The organism is Allobosea sp. 117 (assembly GCF_000702305.1).
Classification (GTDB): Bacteria; Pseudomonadota; Alphaproteobacteria; order Rhizobiales; family Xanthobacteraceae; genus Ancylobacter.
In genome coordinates this window covers 252,046-267,846 of sequence record NZ_JNLC01000013.1, presented here as the reverse complement: position 1 = coordinate 267,846, position 15,801 = coordinate 252,046, and the positions used below count along the sequence as shown (strand labels likewise).

General features: G+C 68.3%; 17 protein-coding genes. 5 read left to right on the top strand and 12 right to left on the bottom strand.

What is annotated here, in order from left to right; all coding sequences use genetic code 11:
• Window positions 1–70: 70 nt before the first annotated feature.
• Complete coding sequence (locus U742_RS0112470; RefSeq protein WP_029353467.1) at window positions 71–514, bottom strand: SRPBCC family protein; 444 nt, start codon at window positions 512–514, stop codon at window positions 71–73.
• A 194-nt stretch (window positions 515–708) separates the two neighbouring features.
• On the opposite strand from U742_RS0112470, the gene U742_RS0112465 reads away from it, so the two are divergent.
• From U742_RS0112465 to U742_RS0112455, 3 genes are all read left to right on the top strand, one after another.
• Window positions 709–1,374: a DUF1007 family protein gene (locus U742_RS0112465; protein WP_248310346.1), complete on the top strand. Its 666-nt coding sequence runs from the start codon at window positions 709–711 to the stop codon at window positions 1,372–1,374.
• On the top strand, window positions 1,365–2,384 hold the full coding sequence (locus U742_RS0112460; protein ID WP_038361382.1) for a nickel/cobalt transporter: 1,020 nt from the start codon (window positions 1,365–1,367) through the stop codon (window positions 2,382–2,384). The genes U742_RS0112465 and U742_RS0112460 overlap by 10 nt, the downstream gene beginning before the upstream one ends.
• Before the next feature lie 232 nt (window positions 2,385–2,616).
• On the top strand, window positions 2,617–3,927 hold the full coding sequence (locus U742_RS0112455) for a phenylacetate--CoA ligase family protein (RefSeq protein WP_051661121.1): 1,311 nt from the start codon (window positions 2,617–2,619) through the stop codon (window positions 3,925–3,927).
• Window positions 3,928–3,998: 71 nt separating this feature from the next.
• On the opposite strand, the gene U742_RS0112450 is transcribed toward U742_RS0112455, so the two are convergent.
• From U742_RS0112450 to U742_RS22920, 7 genes are all read right to left on the bottom strand, one after another.
• Window positions 3,999–4,739, bottom strand: coding sequence for an acetoacetate decarboxylase (locus U742_RS0112450; RefSeq protein ID WP_029353460.1), 741 nt, complete (start codon window positions 4,737–4,739; stop codon window positions 3,999–4,001).
• Window positions 4,740–4,859: 120 nt separating this feature from the next.
• Window positions 4,860–5,855 carry a WD40 repeat domain-containing protein gene (locus U742_RS0112445; RefSeq protein WP_029353458.1) on the bottom strand — a complete coding sequence of 332 codons (996 nt, stop codon included), beginning with the start codon at window positions 5,853–5,855 and terminating at the stop codon, window positions 4,860–4,862.
• 236 nt (window positions 5,856–6,091) lie between these two features.
• On the bottom strand, window positions 6,092–7,069 hold the full coding sequence (locus U742_RS0112440; protein ID WP_029353456.1) for a CobW family GTP-binding protein: 978 nt from the start codon (window positions 7,067–7,069) through the stop codon (window positions 6,092–6,094).
• A 144-nt stretch (window positions 7,070–7,213) separates the two neighbouring features.
• A complete protein-coding gene (locus U742_RS0112435; protein WP_029353455.1) occupies window positions 7,214–8,146 on the bottom strand; it encodes a metal ABC transporter substrate-binding protein in 933 nt (310 codons plus the stop codon).
• Window positions 8,147–8,160: 14 nt separating this feature from the next.
• Window positions 8,161–9,033 (bottom strand): metal ABC transporter permease, encoded by an 873-nt coding sequence (locus U742_RS0112430; RefSeq protein WP_029353453.1) that lies wholly within the window; start codon window positions 9,031–9,033, stop codon window positions 8,161–8,163.
• Window positions 9,030–9,815, bottom strand: a complete 786-nt coding sequence (gene aztA / locus U742_RS0112425) for a zinc ABC transporter ATP-binding protein AztA (RefSeq protein WP_038361379.1) — start codon at window positions 9,813–9,815, stop codon at window positions 9,030–9,032. The genes U742_RS0112430 and aztA overlap by 4 nt, the downstream gene beginning before the upstream one ends.
• On the bottom strand, window positions 9,812–10,084 hold the full coding sequence (locus tag U742_RS22920; RefSeq protein ID WP_081852973.1) for a hypothetical protein: 273 nt from the start codon (window positions 10,082–10,084) through the stop codon (window positions 9,812–9,814). Before U742_RS22920 ends, aztA begins: the two co-directional genes overlap by 4 nt.
• Before the next feature lie 224 nt (window positions 10,085–10,308).
• Here U742_RS22920 and ppa point away from each other — a divergent pair, with 224 nt between their 5' ends.
• A complete protein-coding gene (gene ppa, locus U742_RS0112415) occupies window positions 10,309–10,839 on the top strand; it encodes an inorganic diphosphatase (protein WP_029353449.1) in 531 nt (176 codons plus the stop codon).
• Between the two features lie 104 nt (window positions 10,840–10,943).
• Here the strand turns inward: ppa and U742_RS0112410 are convergent, their stop codons facing one another.
• From U742_RS0112410 to U742_RS0112395, 4 genes are all read right to left on the bottom strand, one after another.
• A complete protein-coding gene (locus U742_RS0112410) occupies window positions 10,944–11,288 on the bottom strand; it encodes a hypothetical protein (RefSeq protein ID WP_156034212.1) in 345 nt (114 codons plus the stop codon).
• An 89-nt stretch (window positions 11,289–11,377) separates the two neighbouring features.
• A complete protein-coding gene (locus tag U742_RS0112405; RefSeq protein WP_029353445.1) occupies window positions 11,378–12,400 on the bottom strand; it encodes an Ldh family oxidoreductase in 1,023 nt (340 codons plus the stop codon).
• Window positions 12,401–13,216 carry a creatininase family protein gene (locus U742_RS0112400; protein ID WP_029353443.1) on the bottom strand — a complete coding sequence of 272 codons (816 nt, stop codon included), beginning with the start codon at window positions 13,214–13,216 and terminating at the stop codon, window positions 12,401–12,403.
• Between the two features lie 116 nt (window positions 13,217–13,332).
• Entirely contained in the window at window positions 13,333–14,406 is a 1,074-nt protein-coding gene (locus tag U742_RS0112395; protein WP_029353442.1) for an LLM class flavin-dependent oxidoreductase, read from the bottom strand.
• Window positions 14,407–14,771: 365 nt separating this feature from the next.
• On the opposite strand from U742_RS0112395, the gene U742_RS0112390 reads away from it, so the two are divergent.
• Complete coding sequence (locus U742_RS0112390) at window positions 14,772–15,791, top strand: ABC transporter substrate-binding protein (RefSeq protein WP_029353440.1); 1,020 nt, start codon at window positions 14,772–14,774, stop codon at window positions 15,789–15,791.
• Window positions 15,792–15,801: the final 10 nt, after the last annotated feature.

Sequence of the window (15,801 nt, the reverse complement as noted above, 5' to 3'; positions counted from 1 at the left end):
CCTCCCTATTGAAGCCGATCGGATTGGGGGCGTCGGGCCAAGTTCGGCCGCGCCTGCGTGCCGCTAATCGCTACTGGTTGATCTCGGGCTCGACGACCTGCGCGAGGTTCCGCAGCGAATCCTGCCAGCCGAGATAGCAGGCCTCGACCGGAATGACGTCCGGTATGCCCTCCTGCACGATGGAGAGCTCGGTGCCGACCGAGACCTTCTTCAGCGTGACGCTGACCACGATCTCGCCGGGCAGGTTGGGGTCGTCGAACGTGTCGGTGTAGCGCAGGCGCTCGCCGGGCACGAGCTCGACATAGGTGCCGCCGAAGGCGTGGCTGTGGCCGGTGGTGAAGTTGCGGAACGACATGCGGAACGTGCCGCCGACCTTGGGTTCCAGATGGTGCACGGTGCACAGGAAGCCGTTCGGCGGCAGCCATTTCGCCAGCGCGTCCGCCTCGATGAAGGCGCGGTAGAGCTTCTCCGGCGTGGTCGCGAGAACGCGGTGCAGACGTACGGTACCGGGCATTGGCCTTCCTCCTGGGGTGGTTATCGATCCATGCATCAAGGACGTGCGGGGCGCGGCAGGGCCGACATCGCCGTCCGGATTTTTTCGCCGCCCACTTCACCACACCGGCATGACGCCTGTTCAGGGCCGCCCGCCACCATTCCGCCGAACTCGGCGCACACCACTCGGGCGAGCTTCGAAACGGGACAGCCGCTTTGCAGAACCGCCGCCGGATCAGCCCCTCCCTGGCCCGCCTCTCCGCCGCCGCGCTGGCGCTGCTGGCATTCGCGGGCCCCGCCCTCGCCCACCCGCATGTGTGGGTCAGCGTGCGCTCCGAGCTCGATTACGCGGCGGACGGCACGCTCACCGGGGTGAAGCACGCCTGGACCTTCGACGAGGGCTTCTCCGCCTATGCGCTGCAGGGCCTCGCCACCACGCCGGACGGCAAGCCGACCGAGGCGACGCTGAAGGAGCTGGCGCAGGTGAACATCGATTCGCTGAAGGAGTTCGACTACTTCACCTTCGCGACGCGCGGGAAGGACAAGCTGCCCTTCAACCCGCCGAAGGACTATTCGCTCAGCTATGACGGCACCTCGCTGACGCTGCACTTCACCCTGCCGCTGGCCAAGCCCCTGGCGCGCAGCGGCACGCTGGCGCTGGACGTCTACGACCCGACCTATTTCGTCGCCTTCGACCTCGCCGACAACGATCCGGTGAAGCTCGCCGGTGACGCGCAGGGCTGCACGCTCGACCTGCATCGCCCGGACCCGGCGGCGGGCGCCACCTCGGCGACGCTGTCCGAATCCTTCTTCAACGCGCTGACCTCGGCCAGCGCCTATGGCTCGCAATTCGCCAACCGCGTCACGGTGAAATGTCCGTGAGCGGTGCGCCGTCCGCGCCGGCCCGGCCGCGCGCCGGAACGGCCGGCCTGATCGCGCTGACCGGCCTCACCGCGCTGCTCGTCATCCTGACCTGCCACGGCGTCGCCGAGGCCAATCCGTTCGGCGTCGGGGCACCGCCGGCCGCCGGTCCGGAGCCGGTCGGAGGGCTCACGGGATACATCCTCGCCAAGCAGGCGGAGTTCTACCGCCTGCTCACCGCGGCGGTGCGGGAGGCGAGGGCCGACGGCTCGGCCTTTGCGACGCTCGGCGCCATCTCCTTCGCCTATGGCGTGTTCCACGCCGCCGGGCCGGGCCACGGCAAGGCCGTGATCTCCTCCTATCTCCTTGCCAATGAAGCGACGTTGAAGCGCGGCGCCGGCCTCGCCTTCGCCAGCGCGCTCCTCCAGGCGCTCACCGCCATCGCGGTGGCCGGCATCTTCGCTGTGATCCTCGGCGCCACGGCGCAGACCACCTCGCGCGCCGTCAACATCATCGAGATCGCCGCCTACGGGCTGATCGTGCTGCTCGGCCTCCGGCTCGCGCTGTCCAAGGGCCGCGGGTTCTTCGCCGCGCTGCGCGGCGCGCCGCCCGCGCACCTCCACGGACCCGACTGCGACTGCGGCGCCGACCACGCCCATATGCCCGATCCGTCAACGATTCCCGCCGGCGGCGGCTGGCGCGAATGGCTCGGCGCGGTGTTCTCGGTGGGCCTGCGGCCCTGCACCGGGGCGGTTCTGGTGCTGGTCTTCGCGCTGACCCAGGGCATCTTCTGGATGGGTGCCGCGGCCACCCTGCTGATGGGTCTCGGCACGGCTCTCACCGTCACCGGCATCGCCGCCATCGCGGTGTTCGGCAAGCATATCGCGGTGCGGCTCGCCGCCAACCGGCCGGCCGGGGCCGGCATGATCCTGCTGCGCGGCGTCGAGTTCGCGGCCGCCCTCGCGCTCGTCGTCTTCGGCCTCGCCCTGCTCACCGGCTACATGGCGAGCGAGAAGCTGTTTCTGTCCTGAGCTTGACGCGCTGGCAGATGACGCCACTATGACACCATACGAGGCGCCGGCGAACGGCGCCCGGAGGAAATGCCAGCATCGCGGCCGGGCCAGTGCCTGAAGGACCGCAGGAGCAGGAGGCAGATCGGGCGCTGCGCCCCTCGTCCACAGGCCCGCGCTGCACCCTCTCGGCATCGTCCTGCCTCCATGCGCCACAGGCGCCGGATCGCCGCCAGCAACGGAGGTCGATCGCATGATGTCGCTTGCCGCGTCCCTGCCGCCTGTCACCGGTCTCGCCGCCGCGCCGGGCATGCCGCCCGGTCCCACCGCCGCGCATTTCGACGACCGCGAGACGCGCCCGGCCACCGAGCGCGAGGAAGAGCTGATGGCGCGCCTGCCGCATCTCATCCGCAGCGCCAAGGTGGCGAAGGGCTGGGCCTGGCTGCTCAGCGGCACGGATGCCCGCAGCGTGACGTCGCGCGAGGCGCTTGCCCGCCTGCCCGTGCTGCGCCGCGCCGATCTCGCCGGCATGCAGGCGGGCCGGCCGCCCTTCGGTGGGCTGGTGCCGGAGCCGGTCACCGCCTTCAAGCGCGTCTTCGCATCGCCCGGCGGCTTCTACGCGCCCGAAGCCGCCGCCCATGACGCATGGCTGGCGGCGCGGGCGCTGTTCGCCGCCGGCCTTCGCAAGGGTGACATCGTCGTCAACTGCCAGTCCTATCACCTGGCGCCGGCCGGCTTCGTGATCGATTCCGGCTGCCGCGCGCTCGGCTGCCCGGTCGTGCCGGCGGGTCCGTCCACGAACGACGCCGAGCTCGACGAGCGCATCGCCATCATCGAGCATCTCGCGCCGGTCGCGCTCGCCGGCACCGCCGAGCGCATAAGCAAGCTGCTGCACCGCGCCGCGCAGATCGGCCGCGACGTTTCCTCGCTGCGCATCGCCCTGATCGGCGACGGCCCCATCGATGCGCAGACGCGGGCCGAGCTGGCTGGGAAGGGCATCGAAACCTTCACCACCATGACGACGGCCGAGCTCGGCGTCATCGCCTATGAGACGAGCGCGCATGACGGCTTCGTGCTGAACGAGGGATTCATCGCCGAGATCGTCCACCCGGGCACCGGCGACCCCGTCGAGCCGGGCGATGCGGGCGAACTGGTCATCACCACCTTCGATCCGCACAGCCCCTTCGTGCGGCTCGGCACGGGGATGATCTCCGCGCAGCTCCCCGGCACCGATGCGAGCGGGCGCACCAATACCCGCCTCGCCGGCTGGCTGTGCACGGCGGATCAGGCGGCGCGGGTCGGCGAGAAGACGGTGACGCCCGCGCAGATCGCCCAGCTCCGCCGGCGCCACCCTGGCCTCGGCCGGCTGCGGCTCACCCTGAGCGGAAAGGGCGGGAAGGAGACCGCGGTGCTCTCGGCCGAGACGCGGGACACGACGCCGGACCTGCAGAAGAGCCTCGCCGCCACGCTGCTCGACGTCGCCCGCATCGCCGGGCAGGTCGAGTTGGTAGCCGGCCGCCGGCTGCCCAACGACGGAAGGGTGATCGCCGACGAGCGCAGATAGAGCGGGGATTTTCTAGCGGAACAAGCGCCAGCCTCTCCCCCGCAAGCGGGGGAGGGAGAAGAAGGGGGCCCTCAATCCTTTAGGTAATCATACACCACCTTGCCGAGGCCGAGCGTCAGGTCGGCCTTGAGGTGCACGGCGGAGATCACCTCCAGCACCGGCAGCTTGGCGACGTCGGCGATGGCGTGCGGGAACAGACCGAGCGCCGCCGGGCCGGTCCAGGCCTCCTTCAGTACCACGTCCTCGAGGTAATATTCGACCAGCTCGCACACGCGCGGGGAATTGTCGACATGCGGGATGATCTTGATCATCCAGTTCGGCGTCCCCAGCGACTTCAGCACGGCGTCGTGCTCGAGCGCCTCGTATTTGTAGCCCATGGTGCCGCAGGCGCAGAGCACGCTGCCATAGTTGAGCTTGGCGACCAGCGTGTCGCTCTCCACCTGAAAGCTCGGCTTGGCGAGCTTCTTCGGGAATCCCCAGATCTCGCGCCCGCCGGCGATCGGCGCCTCGTCGTCGAGATACATGGAGTGGACATAGCCGCCCTTCCGGCCCTCGAACTCCACAGGGATCACCTGCCCGGTCTCGGTGTAGTCGCCGAAGCCGGTGGAGTCCGGCATGCGGATGAACTCGTATTTGACGATCGGATCGACCACCTTCAGCGGCTCGGGCACGACCTTTTCCAGCGCCGCCGGGTCGGTGCGATAGGTGATGATGAAATATTCGCGGTTGAAGAAGCGGTACGGCCCCTTGGGATAGGAGGGGCTGGTGAGCGGCATGGAATAGGCGGTACGGCGCACGTCCTCGATCTTCATGGCGACCTCGGGAGAGCTGGCAGGGAGCCGGCGGGAGCCCGGAGCCTAGTCGAGATTTTTGCGCCGCAACAGGGCGAAGCCCGTCACGCCGCCGTCATGCTTAACCGTCCCGATGCGGGGTCAGAACACCATCAGGCCGGCCTTGCCGGCCTCGGTGCCGATGGCGAGCGCCCCGCCATCCGCCCGCCAGCCCAGCGCGCTCACCGGGCTGCCCTCGGGCGCGCGCAGCAGGATCTCCGCGCCGTCGGCGATGCGCACCATCAGCACCAGCCCGTCATCATAGCCGCAGGCGACGACGTCCTCCTTGGGATGGGCGGCGACGCAGGAGACGCGGGTGTCGCGCGGCGCCAGCATGGTCGGCTGCTTGCCCATCGGCCCCTCCTTCGAGGTGAACGGCCAGAGGATGACCTCGCTCGCCCCGGAGGTGGCGAGATATTTCCCGCCGGCGGTGAAGCTCATGGAGCGCACGCGCGAGGGATAGCCGCTCATGCGCATATTGGCGCCTTCCGGGAGCCGCCAGCCGTGCAGCGCCGCCTCCTGCATGGTGGTGATCACGAAACGGCCGTCCGGGCTCCAGAGGATGCCGCGATGCGAGCCCTTCCAGACCAGCACGTCCGGCTTCGCCACCGCATTGGGGAACCACAGGCTGGCGCCCCCATAATGCGCCACGGCGAGCCGCGTGCCCTTCGGCGCGAAAGCGAGGCCGCCGACGGTGGACGGGAATTCGAGCGACTTCGCCTCACCCTTGGCGGGGCGGAAATGCGCCGTCTTGCCAATGGAGAAGGCGAAGGCGCCGTCCGCCCCCGAGGCGACCTGATCGATCCAGCGCCCACGCTGCTCGAACAGCGTCTCGCTCGCGCCGTCGCCGGAGGTCGCCACCACCCGGCCGTCATCGCCCCCGGTCAGCAGCCGGCGCGCATCGCCAGCGACCGAGAGGATGGCGCCCTTATGCGCCTCGATCCGCTGCTCGTTGTCGCCTTCGGCAAGCACGATGCCGCCGGTGCCGAGCGCGAAGGCGGCCGACCTGCCGAGGAAATGCACGCCGATCACCTCGCCCCCGAGATCGAGGTGGCGCAGCTTGGACGTCAGCGAGGAAGAAGAGGAAGGCGCGGCCATGGCACTCGTCTGCGGATGAGGTGTCAGGCGCCGGGGTTAGCGGAAAATCATCGGCCCGTCACGCCGTCCTTTCATGCCCAAAGACATGCCGAAGAGTCCTGCGCTGGGTCCCGGATCTGCGCTTCGCCTTCGGCTCCGCTGGTCCGGGACACGAGGCTCCACTGTTTCCCGGACAAGCTGCACGCAGTGCAGCGCAGATCCGGGATCCAGCATGAAAGGCTTCGGCTGCAACTCCCTCACGCCACGCAGGAAAGAAACCCCTTCTCCAGTGCCGCGCGGTCGAGCTTGCGGCCGATGAAGACGATGCGGCTCGTCTTTGCCTCGTCCGCCCGCCAGGGGCGCTGATGGTCGCCGTCGAGGATCATGTGCACGCCCTGGAACACGAAGCGGTCCGGGTCGTCCTTGAAGGCGAGGATGCCCTTGGAGCGCAATATGTTCGGCCCCTCGCGCTGGGTCAGCTCCTGAATCCACGGGAAGAACTTGTCCGGGTCCAGCGGCTTGTCGCTCGCGAAGGAGAAGGACTGCATGTCCTCGTCGTGAAAATGCTTGTGGCCGCCCTCGAGGAAATCCGGGTCGATGGCGGTGATGCGGTCGAGGTCGAAGGCGCCCTGCCCCAGCACCTTGTCGATCGCGATGTCCGACTTCTGCGTGCGGTGGATGCGCGCGAAGGGGTTGATCGCGCGGATGCGCATCTCGACGTCCTTCAGCTCCGTGTCGGAGACGAGGTCGGTCTTGTTGAGCAGGATGACGTCGGCAAAGGCGATCTGATTTTTGGCCTCGGGGGCGTCCTTCAGCCGGTCCTTCAGCCATTTGGCGTCGGCCACCGTCACCACCGCGTCGAGCGCGGTCTTGGCGCCGACCGTCTCGTCGACGAAGAAGGTCTGCGCCACGGGGGCCGGATCGGCGAGGCCGGTGGTCTCGACGATGATGCCGTCGAAGTCGCCCTTGCGGCGCAGCAGCCCGTCGATGATGCGGATCAGGTCGCCGCGTACGGTGCAGCAGATGCAGCCGTTGTTCATCTCGAACACTTCCTCGTCGGCGCCGACGACGAGGTCGTTGTCGATGCCGATTTCGCCGAACTCGTTGACGACGACGGCGAATTTCTTGCCGTGCGGCTCCGAGAGGATGCGGTTGAGCAGCGTCGTCTTGCCGGCGCCGAGATAGCCGGTGAGCACGGTGACGGGAATCTTGGTCTGCGCTTGAGCGTCAGGCATCGAAGTTCGCTCCAATCTCTCTTTCCCTCTCCCCGTCGGGGAGAGGTGGCCCGCGAAGCGGGTCGGTGAGGGGCTACGCCATTGCGGAGCGTAGAGCCCCCTCACCCCAACCCTCTCCCCCTCGGGGAGAGGGAGTTCTCCTCCTCAGCTCGACAGGGCCGCCGAGAAGGCGCGGATGTTATTCTGTATCATCTCGATGTAGGTGCTCGCCGGGCCTTTGTCATCGGAGAGCGCGTCGGAATAAACCGCCCCGCCGATCTTCGCGCCGGTCTCGGTGGCGATGCGCTTCACGAGGCGCGGATCGGAGATGTTCTCCATGAACACCGCCGGGATCTTCTCGGCCTTGATCTGGCGGATGATCCTCGCGACGTCCTTGGCCGAGGCCTCCGCCTCGGTGGAAACGCCCTGCGGCGCGATGAACTCCATGCCGTAGGCGGCACCGAAATAGCCGAAGGCATCGTGCGAGGTGATGATCCGGCGCCGCTCCGGCGGGATCGCCGCGATCGCGGCCTTGACCTCCGCGTCCAGCGCATCGAGCTTGGCGAGATAGGCGCTCGCATTGGCCTCATAGGCCGCCTTGCCGTCCGGATCGGCGGCGATCAGCCCGTCGCGGATATTGCCCACATAGAGCTTCGCATTGGCGACGGACTGCCAGGCATGCGGGTCGGTGATCTCATGCGCATGGCCGTCCTTGGCGCCGTGCGCATGGCCCTCTTCCTCATCCTCCATCTCGCGGGGCGAGACGCCGGTCGAGGCGACGACGAGGCTCGCCTTGGTGCCGGACGCCTTGACCAGGCGGTCCATCCAGCCCTCGAAGCCGAGGCCGTTGACGAAGACCACGCGCGCCGCCGCCACCTTCTTGGCGTCGGCCGGAGCGGGCTGGAACACATGGGCGTCGCCGTTCGGCCCGACCAGCGTGCTGACCGCGACCCGGTCGCCGCCGACATTCTTCACGAGGTCGCCGAGGATCGAGAAGGACGCCACCACCGGCAGCGGCTTGCTCTCCTGCGCCTGCGCGAGAGTGGGCAGCAGGGCGGCGGCGACAGCGGCGGCGAGCCACGATCTACGGGAAAGCATGGGCATGTCTCCGTTCAGGCTTCGAGATGGCGGCGCGGCATGAAGCGGGGCAGCAGCCCCCCGACCGGGCCGACGAGCACCGACAACGCATAGGCGAGGCCGGCGACGAGGATGATGGCGGGCCCCGAGGGCGCGCCGGAGTGATAAGAGACCAGCAGCCCGACGACGCCGGAGGCGGCGGCGATCAGGCTGGCGGCGATGATCATCGCGGTGAGGTCGCGCACCCAGAAGCGCGCCGTCGCCGCCGGCAGCATCATCAGCCCGACCGCGAGCAGCGTGCCGAGCGCGTGGAAGCCGCCGACGAGGTTCAGCACCACCAGCGCGAGGAAGACGAGATGCGAGGGCGCCCCCGCCCGGCTCACCGAGCGCAGGAAGCCGGGATCGACGCATTCCAGCACCAGCGGGCGCCAGACCAGCGCCAGCACGACAAGGGTGAGCGAGGCGATGCCGACGATCAGCAGCAGCGTCGCGTCGTCGAGCGCCAGCACCGTGCCGAACAGCACGTGCAACAGGTCGACATTCGAGCCCCGCAGCGAGACTAGCAGCACGCCGAGCGCCAGCGAGACGAGGTAGAAGGCGGCGAGCGCCGCATCCTCCTTCATCTGCGTCGCCCGCGCCACCGCGCCGGCGCCGAGCGCCACCGCGAAGCCGGCGACGAGGCCGCCGATCGTCATGGCGAAGAGATTGAGGCCCGCCGCAAGGAAGCCGACCGCCGCGCCGGGCAATATCGCGTGGGCCATCGCATCGCCGGTGAGGCTCATCCGCCGCAGCATCAAAAGCACGCCGACCGGCCCGGCGCCGGCGGCGAGCGCCAGCACGCCGACCAGCGCCCGGCGCATGAAGTCGAACTCGGCGAAGGGGCCGATGAGGAGATCATAGGGGTTCATGCCGCACGCTCCGGCAGGCAGATGTCGGCGGCCTCGTCCCACGCCTCGCACATGTGCCGGGCGCGGGCGAGATTGGCCTCGGTCAGCACCTCGGGGGTGCGGCCCCAGTCGACCACCGAGCGCGCCAGCAGCAGCGTGCGCGGGAAATGCCGGCGCACCAGTTCCATGTCGTGCAGCACCGCCATCACGGTGCGCCCCTCGCCGTTCCAGCGCTCCACCAGCGCGACCAGATCGGCCACCGTGCCGGCATCGAGCGCGGTGAAGGGCTCGTCGAGCAGGATGATCTGCGCGTCCTGCAGCAGCAGCCGGGCGAACAGCGCGCGCTGCATCTGCCCGCCGGACAGCGTGCCGATCGGCCTATCCTCGAAGCCGGACAGCCCGACGGCGGCGATCGCCTCCTCGATGCGCGCGCGGTCCGCGCGGCCGATGCCGCCGAACAGCCCGGCGCGGCGCCACAGCCCCATGGCGACCAGATCGTAGACCTCGATCGGGAAGGTACGGTCGAGCTCGGCCGCCTGCGGCAGATAGGCGATCTCGCGCGCCGGCAGCGGACGGCCGGCGGCGTCGCTGAGCGCGATCGAGCCGGCGAGCGGCTTGAGCGCCCCCACTATGCCCTTCAGCAGGGTCGACTTGCCCGCCCCGTTCGGCCCGCACACGGCCAGCAGCTCGCCGGCCGGCACGTCGCCGTCGAGGTGATGCACCGCCGGATGGCGGTCATAGCCGAGGGTGAGGTCGCGGAAGGCCAGCACATTGGCCGAAGGGTGGGAATGATCGAGGCTCATGGCGCGCCTCCCGCGATCACCGCCAGCGCGGCCGCCCAGAGCAGCGCCCCGACCGGCAGGACGATCGCCAGCCGCTGCCACGCCGAGAGCCTCAGCAGCGATGCCGAGGGGCGCGCCGGCGGATGCCGGTGCCCGGTGTGGTGGTGATGGCCATCGTGATGGTGGTGGCCGCGATGCCCGTGATCATGACTATGGGCATGGTCGCGCCCGCCGCGCGGGGGCGTGGGAATGGGAGTATGATCGGCGGCGGGATGGACGGGATGAGGCATCGATACGCTGCAGGCTCGGCCATGGGCTTACATGATACAACATATCATCTAGCCTATCCTCGCGGCCGATACAATGTATCAAATCGACGCCATGCACTACGAATTCGTCAACCGCATTGGCCGAATGTCGCATCGCAACATGTGGACGGCGAGGCTTCCGCGACCTATACGGGAGCCCGACTTCGCCGGGTGATCCCGGCCAGCGTCGGATCGGGAGCCTGAGCATGGACATTTCGCGCGTCACCGCCGGGGACAACCCGCCGGAAGAGATTCACGCCTTCATCGAGATCCCGCTCGGCGGCCAGCCGGTCAAATATGAGCTCGACAAGGACTCCGGCGCGCTCATGGTCGACCGCTTCCTGCACACGGCCATGTACTATCCGGGCAATTACGGCTTCATCCCGCAGACGCTCGCCGACGACGGCGACCCGCTGGACGTCATCGTGCTGGCGCCGGTCTCGCTGGTGCCGGGCTGCGTGGTGCCCTGCCGCCCCATCGGCGTGCTGATGATGGCCGACGAGAAGGGCGAGGACGAGAAGATCCTCGCCGTGCCGGCCGACCGGGTGCACCCCTTCTATGCCGGCGTGCGCAGCTATTCCGAGCTGCCTCCGCTCGTCATCGAGCAGGTCGCGCACTTCTTCACCCACTACAAGGATCTCGAGCGCGGCAAGAAGGTCTCGGTCGCCGACTGGGCACCGCCGGAGCTCGCCAAGGACATCATCCGCAAGGCGATCGCCGCCGGCGCCAAGAAGTGAGCCGGCCGGCGCCACGCCGCCGCATCACACGACGCATCATCATGGCCGGGCTCAGCCCCGGCCATTTCTGTATCCGGTGGCGGCGGATGGTCGGCGATGACGCTTCAGCGCTTAGTCAGCGTCGAGCTGTTCTTGGCGAAGCCGCCCGAGGCGCCCTTGCCGCTCGCGGACATCGTGGCGGTCTTGCCATCCTTTGATGTCATGGTCGCCTTCCAGGTGCCGTCATCGGTGATCGTCACCTGATTGGCGCTAACCGTTGAGGACACCACGTTCTTAGGAAAGCCGTTGTTCAGCCATTTGGTGACCTTGCCGCCGGAGATCACCACCGTGGTGGCATTGCCGCTATTGCTGGTTCCGCTCCAGGTGCCGTTCCAGCTCACCGGCTCGGCGAAGGCCGCCGCACAATGAAGCACGCCCGCCGCGGCGAGCGCCGCGACGCCAAATCTCATTCCGCCCATTGCTGATCCTCCCGCGCCCACGATCGGGCGTACGCATCAAATTACCAGCAAAATGCGAAAGCGGTTCCGATTTTCAACCATTACGCCGCCTTGACGCCCATGCCGACGAGCGCCGCCTGCAGGCCCGCCGGGATGACGATGCCCTCCCGCCCGGCGCGGGCGCGGTTGGCGAGACGGCGGGTGCCGGGCAGCCGCGCGCCGGGCTCGGCCTCGAGCGCCGAGATGAGCCGCTCCAGATGGTCGAGATAGGCCGCCCCGGCGATCCGGCCCGGATCGATGGCGAGGATCGTATGGCCGATCGCCGCCGGCGGGCCATCGCCGTCGAAGAAGCCCGACGTGTCGAAGGAGAAGGTCGAGGCGGTGAGCGCCGCCGCCATCACCTCCACCATGAAGGCGAGCGCGGTGCCCTTGGCGTCGCCCATCGGCAGCATAGTGCCCCCGAGCGCCGCCTTCGGATCCGTGGTGGGCTCGCCGTCCTTGTCGAGCGCCCATCCTTCCGGGATCGGCTGGCCCTTCTGCAGCGCGACCATTACATTGCCGCGCGCCACCTTCGAGACCGACAGATCGACCAGCGCCGGCGGCCGGCCCTTCACCGGCGTCGCGAAGGCGAGCGGGTTGGTGCCGAACAGCGGACGCCGCCCGCCCCACGGCGCGATCGAAGCGGTGGCGTTGGAAAAGGCCAGGGCGACCAGCCCCCGCTCGGCCAGACGCTCGACCGGCTGGCCGGCGACGCCGAAATGGCTGGAGCGGCGGATGCCGGCCATGGCGATGCCCGCCTCGTGGGCCATGGCTTCGAGTTCCGGCAAAGCCGCCTCGATTGCCGGATAGGCAAAGCCGTTGCCGGCGTCCACCGCCAGCACCGCCGGCGCCACCCGCCGCAGCCGCGGCTCGGCGTGGCCGTCGATCTTGCCCGCCGCCACCATGGTGCCATAGGGCGGCAGCCGCGCCAGGCCATGCGTGCCGATGCCGTCCGCTTCCGCCGCGACCAGCGCGGCGGCGGTGACCGCGGCATTGCCCGGCGCGGTGCCGAACCATTCCAGCACGCGCGTGGCATAACGGCGCGCCTCCTCCAGCGAGAGCCTGAAGTCGGTCGTGCTGTTCACTCAATCGTCTCCAGAAAGCGGCCCCGGCGCGAGCCGCGCGAGGTCGAAAGCCTGCACCTCCGCCAACAGCTCGACGAAGGCCCGCGCGCCGTAGGTGGCGCAGGCCGCGCCCTTGTCGGCGCTCGCCTCGCGGGCATCGCCCATGGCGCCGCTGGCGCTGAGGTCCTGCGCCATCCAGCCGAAGCCGGCTGGCCGGTCCGCGCGCAGATAGCGGAATTCCTGCTCCATGCTCAGGCTCGCCGGCGGGAAATCGGCGATCCTGTCCGCCCGCACGGTATCGGGACGGAAGGCGAGCATCAGCGAAGTCTCGATCGCACCGGCATGAATGCCGTGCTGGCGCTCCACCGCCGAGAACAGCCCTTCGGGATAGCCGAAGCGCTGCCAGGCGACGCTCACCACCAGCATGCCGGCATCGGCCCTGAGCTTGCGCGCCACGATGTCGAGGATCGGCGAGTTGCCGCCATGCGAATTGACGATCACCAGCTTGCGCACGCCCGCCCGCGCGACGCTTTCCCCGATCTCCGTCAGCACGCGGATCGCCGTCTCCGGTGTGAGCGTCAGCGTGCCAGGGAAGGCGACATGCTCGTCCGAGCGGCCGATCGCCTGCAGCGGCAGGAACACCGCCGGCAGGTCGTCGGGAACGAGGCGCAGCACCTCGGCGAGATAGCCTTGAGCGATCATAGCGTCGACGCCGACCGGCAGATGCGGTCCGTGCTGCTCGACCGCCGCCACCGGCAGAACCGCGATCCAGTTCTCCGTGTCGCCCGCGGCGAAGTCGGTCCAGGCGAGTTCGGTCCAGTGGCGCTTGGGAGGCATGCCGGCGATCCGTGAGTGACGCGCCGTTCTAGAACTCTTTCTCTCCGGGTGGAATGACCCGGGGAGCCGGAGATGCCGGAAAGCTGCACCACCGGCTTCCCCGCTCCCATGGCCCGCTACTTGGCGAACCGGGCGAGCTGGGGCTGCACCTTCTGGCCGAGCAGCCTCAGGCAGTTCCGGTAGCCCTCCACATTGTCCATGAAGTCGAAGGCCGGCGTGACGAGGACGCCGAAGCCGCCGACCTGCCTGTAGAAGGTCTCGATCTTCTGCACCACGGTGTCGACCGAGCCGACCAGCCAGACGTTCTTCGCCAGATATTCGGCGGTGATGAGGTGTTCCGGCACGCCCGGCGCGAAGGAACCGAGCAGCCCGAAGCGCTCATAGACGCGCAGCACGAACTCGTCGAACACCCGCGTCACCGGCTTGCTGCAGGCGATCTCGATCGCCTCCTCGTCGGTGCGCCCGACGAAGACGCTCTTGAACAGGCGCCATTCCTTGCGGTCGGGCGTCAGACCCGCCTCGCGCGCACCCTCCTCATAGGCCCGCCAGTGGCTGAGCAGATATTCGACGTCGAGGTCGAAGCTCATCGGGATGAAGCCATGGCGGCCCGCCTCCTTGAGGCTCGCCGAGCCGGCCGTGATGCCGGCGATGGCGACCTTGGGGTGCGGCTTCTGCAGGGGCCGCCAGATCGGCCCGCCCCAGAACGGATCGAAGGCCGGATAGTCGACCTTGAAGTACTGACCCTCATAGGTGTAGGGCCGCTCGCGCGTCCAGATGTCGAGGATGACCTTGATGCCCTCCGCCGTGATGCGCCGCCGCTCCTCGAGGTCGGGCGCCGCGAAGAGCTGCGCGTCGGTCGCGTAGCCGCCCGAGCCGAAGCCGGCGATCAGCCGACCGCCGGTCATGTGGTCGAGCTGCATCAGGCTGTGCGCCAGCGCGACGGGGTTGTGATAGGGGATCAGGTTCGCGCCGATCGCCAGCTTGATCCTGCTGGTGTGCTGCGCGGCGGCGGCCACCACCAGTTCGGGGGCGCAGGTGCTTTCCCAGCCGAGCGTGTAGTGCTCGGCGAACCACGCTTCGGCGAAGCCGTATTCCTCGGCCCATTTGGTGACCTGCACATCCCAGTCGAGGCCTTCCTTCAGCCCCGTCTCCGGCAGACGGAAAGGCACTGCGAAGATACCGACGTCCATCTCCTGCTCCCCACTGCAGATCGCCGCATTCAGACCGGCCGGGAACACGCACCTGCCCGCAATCGCGTGGCGGGCAGCACTCCCCCCGGGGGATATCCGGCAAGCGCCGTACCAGCAGAAATTACCGAGCGATCACAAGGAAGTAGGCCGGCATTCTCAATCCGGCCCGTTTCACCCGTGTTGCTCGATTGAGAAATCTTGAGACAGCGGCGGACAGCTTCCCCGTTAGATGGCCGGAAAATGCGGATGCGCCTGCGGCGGCTGCCCACCGCGCGGAAACCATGTCGCTGCGGCACTATGTGCATCGGCAAAAGGCTCGCCTAATATGGCGCCAACTGCTTCGCCCTATCCGCCGGAGACCCTTGATGCGCCTCGGTTTCGAACCCTTCCGCGCGATCGCGCTGCTGCTCGCCCTGTTGCTTGCCGCACCGTCCGGCGCCGTCACCGCGGCGCAGGCGGCGGACAAGGTGATCTTCGGCACCAACTGGGTGGCGCAGGCCGAGCATGGCGGCTTCTACCAGGCAGTGGCCGACGGCACCTACGAAAAATACGGCCTCAGTGTCACCATCCTGCCGGGCGGCCCGCAGGCCAATAACCGGCTGCTGCTCCCCGTCGGCAAGATCGATTTCTACATGGGCGCGAACATGCTGCAGGCCTTCTCCTCGGTGAAGGAGGGCATACCGACGGTGATCGTCGCCGCCATGTTCCAGAAGGACCCGCAGGTGCTGATCGCCCATCCGGACGTGACGAAGTTCGAGGAGCTGAAGACCCGGACGCTGTTCGTCTCCAAGGAAGGACTCGCCAGCTACTACCAGTGGCTGGTCGCCGACTACGGCTTCAGCGAGAGGCAGGTGAAGCCCTACACCTTCAATGCCGCGCCCTTCCTCGCCGACAAGAACAGCGCGATGCAGGGCTACATCACTTCCGAGCCTTTCGCGGTGGAGAAGCAGGGCGGCTTCAAGCCGACGCTGTTCCTGCTCGCCGACCAGGGTTTCGATACCTATTCGACCACCATCGAGACCCGCATCGACCTCGCCGAGAAGAACCCGGACCTCGTGCAGCGCTTCGTCGATGCCTCGATCATCGGCTGGTACAACTACATCTATGGCGACAACGGCAAGGCCAATGCGCTGATCAAGAAGGACAATCCGGAGATGACGGACGAGATGATCGCCTTCTCCATCGCCAAGATGCGGGAATATGGCATCGTCGATTCCGGCGACACATTCTCTCTCGGCGTCGGCGCGATGACGGACGAGAAGATGAAGAGCTTCTTCGACAAGATGGTGCGCGCCAAGGTGGTCGACGGCGGCATCGACTACAGGAAGTCCTACACGCTGAAATTCGTGAACAAGGGCGTCGGCAGGGAGCTCCGCCCCAAATGACCTGCTCCCC